This is a genomic window from Mycobacterium sp., assembly GCF_047975165.1.
Classification (GTDB): Bacteria; Actinomycetota; Actinomycetes; order Mycobacteriales; family Mycobacteriaceae; genus Mycobacterium.
Window position 1 is genome coordinate 1 of sequence record NZ_JBKECZ010000020.1, and the last position, 5,392, is coordinate 5,392.

7 protein-coding genes are annotated in these 5,392 nt (G+C 67.5%); 2 read left to right on the top strand and 5 right to left on the bottom strand.

Features of this window, described 5'->3' with window-relative positions; genetic code table 11:
- Window positions 1–1,116, top strand: a 1,116-nt coding sequence (locus ACK5M9_RS01030; protein WP_416891352.1) for a DUF222 domain-containing protein, incomplete at its 5' end; no start/stop codon positions are given.
- Between the two features lie 85 nt (window positions 1,117–1,201).
- Here ACK5M9_RS01030 and ACK5M9_RS01035 read toward each other — a convergent pair.
- Together ACK5M9_RS01035 and ACK5M9_RS01040 are read right to left on the bottom strand one after the other, a co-directional pair.
- Window positions 1,202–2,440: a PPE family protein gene (locus tag ACK5M9_RS01035; RefSeq protein ID WP_416891356.1), complete on the bottom strand. Its 1,239-nt coding sequence runs from the start codon at window positions 2,438–2,440 to the stop codon at window positions 1,202–1,204.
- Window positions 2,441–2,446: 6 nt separating this feature from the next.
- Window positions 2,447–2,746, bottom strand: a complete 300-nt coding sequence (locus tag ACK5M9_RS01040; RefSeq protein WP_416891353.1) for a PE family protein — start codon at window positions 2,744–2,746, stop codon at window positions 2,447–2,449.
- A 247-nt stretch (window positions 2,747–2,993) separates the two neighbouring features.
- Between ACK5M9_RS01040 and ACK5M9_RS01045 the strand changes: the two genes are divergently transcribed.
- Window positions 2,994–3,740 carry an SIMPL domain-containing protein gene (locus tag ACK5M9_RS01045; RefSeq protein ID WP_416891354.1) on the top strand — a complete coding sequence of 249 codons (747 nt, stop codon included), beginning with the start codon at window positions 2,994–2,996 and terminating at the stop codon, window positions 3,738–3,740.
- On the opposite strand, the gene hpt is transcribed toward ACK5M9_RS01045, so the two are convergent.
- From hpt to ACK5M9_RS01060, 3 genes are all read right to left on the bottom strand, one after another.
- Window positions 3,741–4,358, bottom strand: coding sequence for a hypoxanthine phosphoribosyltransferase (gene hpt, locus ACK5M9_RS01050; protein WP_416891357.1), 618 nt, complete (start codon window positions 4,356–4,358; stop codon window positions 3,741–3,743).
- Window positions 4,355–5,326, bottom strand: coding sequence for a tRNA lysidine(34) synthetase TilS (gene tilS / locus ACK5M9_RS01055; RefSeq protein ID WP_416891355.1), 972 nt, complete (start codon window positions 5,324–5,326; stop codon window positions 4,355–4,357). The genes hpt and tilS overlap by 4 nt, the downstream gene beginning before the upstream one ends.
- The coding region (locus ACK5M9_RS01060) for a hypothetical protein (protein ID WP_416891358.1) at window positions 5,305–5,392 on the bottom strand (88 nt) is incomplete at its 5' end. The genes tilS and ACK5M9_RS01060, both read right to left, overlap by 22 nt.

Sequence of the window (5,392 nt, forward strand, 5' to 3'; positions counted from 1 at the left end):
ATGTCGACCATCACCGGCAAAATCACCCCGCAGTTGCGGGCCGCCATCGAAGCCCTGTGCGCCAAATACGCCGCCCCCGGCATCAACAACCCCGCCGACAAGACCGCAACTGGGGCCGGCACCGGGACCGGGGCGGGCCAGGGCGCGGGGCCGAACGGGGACGGGAACGGGACTGGGGCTGGGGCTGGGAACGGGGAGCAGACGGGGAACGGGGATGGAGCCGGCCAGGGCGCGGGGGCCGGGGCTGGGGCCGGGGCTGGGTCAGGGGCCGGCGACGACCCCCAAGCCGCCCGCCGTGACACCCGCAGCCCGGCCCAACGCAACCACGACGCGCGACAGGCCCGCCTGAGCCAACTGCTGGCCACCGGGGACCTCGGCACCCACCGCGGCCTACCGGTCACCGTCATCGTCACTACCACCATCACCGACCTCGAAGCCGCCGCCGCCCACGCCACCGGCAACCCCAGCCCCAACCCCAGCCCCAGCCCCAGTCCCAGTCCCAACCCCAGCCCCAGTCCCAGTCCCAGCCCCAGCCCTACCGGCCTGACCTCCACCGGCACCCGCCTACCGATCTCGGAGTTGCTCCACTACGCCAGCTTCCAACGCTGCTACCTGGTCGTCTTCGAGGACGAAAAACCCAAAGCGCTCTACCACACCAAACGCTTCGCCTCAGAATTCCAACGCCTGGTCCTGCACGCCGGCGAACGCGGCTGCACCAAACCCGGCTGCGACACCCCCGCCGCCCACTGCGAAGTCCACCACGTCACCGGCTGGACCAAAACCAGGCGCACCGACATCAACGACCTCACCCTGGCCTGCGGCCCCCACAACCGCCTGGCAGAAAACGGCTGGACCACCCGAAAAAACAGCCGCGGCCACACCGAATGGATCCCACCCCCACACCTCGACACCGACCAACCCCGCGTCAACAACTTCCACCACCCCGAACGACACTTCACCCGCGAGGATGCCGGGAACACAGGGGAAGACGACGACGGAGAAACCGGGCAGGCCAGGCAGGCTGGGCAGACCAGACAGGCCGGGGCAGCCGGGGCCTGCCGGAAAAGCAGGTCTGACCGGCCAGACCGGGCTGATCAGGCCAACCGGGACAACTGAGGCACGGCCGTCGAATCGGATCGCACCGCCGAACCAGACCGGCCCGGAACACCAGTGCGCAGCCGGGTTCTACAGTTGTAGATCGTCAACCGCCCGACGGTGGCTGCACGATCATGGTCGGCTTGAAGCCGTAGCGCGGGGCCGCGAAGTTCGACACGCCGCGCGCCGCGCCTGCGCCGGACATCACCGGCATGCCACCGAAGGCGCTGGCACCCGGCTCGGCCGCCGCGGCACCGCCGACAGTACTCAGCGCGACGTTGACCGGGTTCACCGGTGCGGTCGAAGCGGCCCAAGCCGCCGGCACCTTGAGGCCCCCGACCGACGCCGCTTGACCAACCGCCCCGCTGATGGACTGGCCGATATTGGGCAGAGCGGACGGCAACGCCGACGGCAACGCCCTGGCCGCAGCTCCGGCCGCGTCGACCGCACCCTGACTCATCGTCCCGAAATTGGTCCCGATGCCCTGCATCGTCTGGAACGTGGTGGCGAACAACCTGATGGGGGAGATCATCTCGGCGTATCCGTCGATCAGCGAACCCGCATCCAGGGTCGCCGAGCCGGTGACCGCCTCCAACACGTCGCCGAGGGCTCCGGCCACCACAATGCCGTCGCCGTTGACGTTCCAGGCGGTCTCGGTGACACCCAGCACGGCCAGCGGATCCTGGAGCCAGGGCACACCGTCGGTCAGACCGGCCAGTGCCATCAGCGCGTCCGGCACCGCGGACACACTCTGAGCGCTGGCGGCCGCACCGGTCGCGGCGGCTGTCGCACTGAGCTGAGCACCCACCCCGTTCACCGTTGTCGCGGCCGGTGCCGGAGCGAACGGCGCCAACGACGTAGCCTGCGCCGAAGCCCCCGAATAGCCGTACATCGCCCCCGCGTCCTGCGCCCACATCTCCGCATACTGGGCTTCGGCCGCCGCGATCGCCCCAGTGTTCTGGCCGATGAAATTGGTGGCCAGCAAGGCCGCCAGCAGCGCCCGATTGGCTGCGATCTCCGGCGGCGGGACGGTCGCTGCGAACGCCACCTCGTAGGCGGCCGCCGCTTCCACAGCCCGCGCCCCGGCTTCCCGTGCCAGCTCCGCGGTGGTGCTCAGCCAGGCGATCTGCGGAATGGCCGCGGTCGCCATCGAGGCTGCGGACGGCCCCCGCCACGGCCCGTCCATCAGGTTGCCGACAACGGTGTTGTAAGCAGATGCCACGGATTGCAGCTCGGCTGCCAGACCCTCCCAGGACGCGGCGGCGGCCAGCATCGGCCCCGATCCGGCCCCGGCATACATCAACGCCGAATTGATCTCCGGCGGCAACAGTCCGAAATCCATGATTCGCCGCTATCCGATCAGCGCCCTGTTGGCGGCTTCGGTTACCGCATACGAACCGGCGCTCAGCCCGAGTGTGGCGGCCAATTGCTCTTGAATTGCCGCAGCCTGGGTGCTGATCGTCTGGTAAACCTCTGCGTGCTTGACGAACTGCGACGCCGTCAACAGCGAAACCAGGTCCGACCCTGCCGGCATCACCGCCGTCGTGGGGCCCGCCGCAGCCGAATTCCCGGCGCGCAGCATCGCGTTGATCGACCACAGCTCCCCCGCGGCGTCGGCCAATTCGTCAGTTTCGGCCATCATGATCGACATGACACGTCCTCCTTCGACGTCTTGTCAGAGCATCGGCTTCCAGCTATCGATGACACCTTCGTCGATCGGCTGTCCAGCGGCAGCCTATGCCACCTCGGACACCCCGAGGAGCCCGAAAACAGGCTTCACACAGGTTGTTCACTAGGGGGTAGATAACTATTCATCTCCCGCGCAACATCTCGACATATCCCCGGCCGAACCCAGTCGGGCTGACCGGCTGTGCGCGGGGGCGACTAAGGTGCCGGTCATGCGGTTTCGATGCAGCACACCACGACTCGTCCGCAGTTCGGTCGCCTCGGCGACCGCCTGCCTGACGCTCCTCACGTTGACAGCGTGTGATTCCCGCACAGCGGCCCCGGCGCCCGGAACCACTACCCGCCAGGTCACGGTGAACGGCACCGGGCAGGTCCAGGGAGTCCCGGACACCCTGCGGGCAAACGTCACGATCGAGTTCACCGCGGACGACGCCTCCACCGCGATGAATCAGACCGGCGAACGTCAGGAAGCGGTGATCGACGCGCTGATCGACGCCGGGCTCGACCGCAAGGACATCCGCACCACGCAGGTCAGCCTGCGTCCCCAGTACAGCACCCCCGATCCTGCCGGGCCCGCGACAATCACCGGCTATCGTGCCGAGAACGGGATCGAGATCAAGATCCACCCCACCGACACCGCGTCGACACTGCTGGCTCTGATCGTCAGCACCGGCGGCGACGCCACCCGGATCGCCTCGGTCGACTACTCGATCGCCGACGACTCACAGCTGGTCACCGACGCCAGGGCCCGAGCATTCGAGGACGCCAAGGACCGTGCCGAGCAATATGCCCGGCTCGCCGGTCTCAAACTGGGCAACGTGCTGTCCCTCTCCGAAGCCACCGGCCCGACAACCTATCCCGGAGACGGTCCGGCACTGCGCGCCGAACTGGCGGTTCCGCTGGAGCCCGGCCAGCAAACGGTGAGCTTGTCGGTGACCGCCGTCTGGGAACTGCGTTAGCTACTGATAAACCCGCGGGTCCAGCGTTCCGATATAGGGCAGGTCGCGGTAGCGCTCGTCGTAGTCGAGTCCGTACCCGACGACGAAGTCGTCGGGAATGTCAAAGCCCACGTAGGTGATGTCGGCAGCGGCAGCCAGCGCATCCGGTTTGCGTAGCAGCGTGCATACCCGTAGGGAGCGCGGATTCCTGCTGTGCAGGTTGCGCGTCAGCCACGACAGCGTCAGACCCGAGTCCACGACATCCTCGACGATCAGAACGTCGCGGCCGTGAATATCGCGGTCGAGGTCTTTGAGGATCCGCACGACCCCCGACGACGACGTCGAATGACCGTAGGAGCTGACCGCCATGAACTCGAACTGGGTGGGCAGTGGAATCTCGCGCGCCAGATCGGTGACGAACAGCACCGCGCCTTTGAGGACGGTGATCAACAGCAGATCCTGCCCGGTGGTGGCCGCCAAATCGCGATAATCCTCGCCTATCCGCCGGCCCAGTTCGGCGATCCGCTCCCGAATCTGCTCCCGGGTGAGCAGCACCGACTTGATATCGCCCGGGTACAGCTCCACCGTCACCAGCACAGCCTGCCACGCCGGCCCGTCAACAACCAACGCGGAGCTCAGGTCGCCTCCCGGCGCATCTTCAGCACGCCGGCACGTCGCTCGGCGAAAACCCGCTGGCCTCGCAATTCGGAGCCAACGGCCACCCCTCCCTGACCGTGCCAGCCGGTGAGCAGCCGGTCTACTCCGCGAATGTGTTTGCTTGTGAGACCGGTCGCCCCGCCGGCCAGTAGCCAGCCACGAATAACCCTGCGTCGCAACACCCCTGGCAACGTGCTCAGTGTTCCGACATCCAGGCCGTCGGCAACCGAGACCTCCGGCAAGACCTCGGCGGCGGCCCCATCGATAAAGTCGCTGTCTTCGCGCAACGCGGTCGCGGTGCGGGCCAGAGCTTCGGCGACGCCGCCGCCGAGCACATCCTCCAACAGCGGGAGGACCTCGGTGCGCAGCCTGACCCGGGTAAACCGGCGGTCGTCGTTGTGCGGATCCCGCCAGACTGCCAAGCCCAGCTCCTCGCACGCGGCGATGGTCACGGCGCGCCGCACCGCAAGCAGCGGCCGGCACCAGGGGGGATCGTACGGGCGCATCCCGGCGATGGATCGTGCCCCGGACCCGCGGCCCAGACCCAGCAAAACCGTCTCGGCCTGGTCGTCGAGTGTGTGCGCCAGCAACACCGGGCCCTCGCGATGCACGTCCAACGCGGAATAGCGCGCCGTGCGCGCAGCGGCCTCCGGCCCCCCTTTGACGCCATACGGTGGATCCACCTGAACCCGAAGAACCTTGACGTGCACGCATCCCAACGAAATCGCTTGCTGTCGCGCGGTTTCGGCAACAGCTGCCGAATCGGGCTGCAAGCCGTGATCTACCACCAACGCCGTGGTGGGGCGTAAGCGGGCAGCAACCGCGGTCAAGGCCAGCGAATCGGGTCCACCGGACAGTCCCACCGACCACCGATCGGTGCAATCGAGCTTGATACGCGCGAATTCTTCTGCAGCCCTTTGTAACTGGGCTACAGCACCCGGTCTATCCATCGCTGCGGATCCTCGATTTCGACTGGTAGCGGCAAGGTCTCCGGCCCCTCCCAGATGGTATTTAAA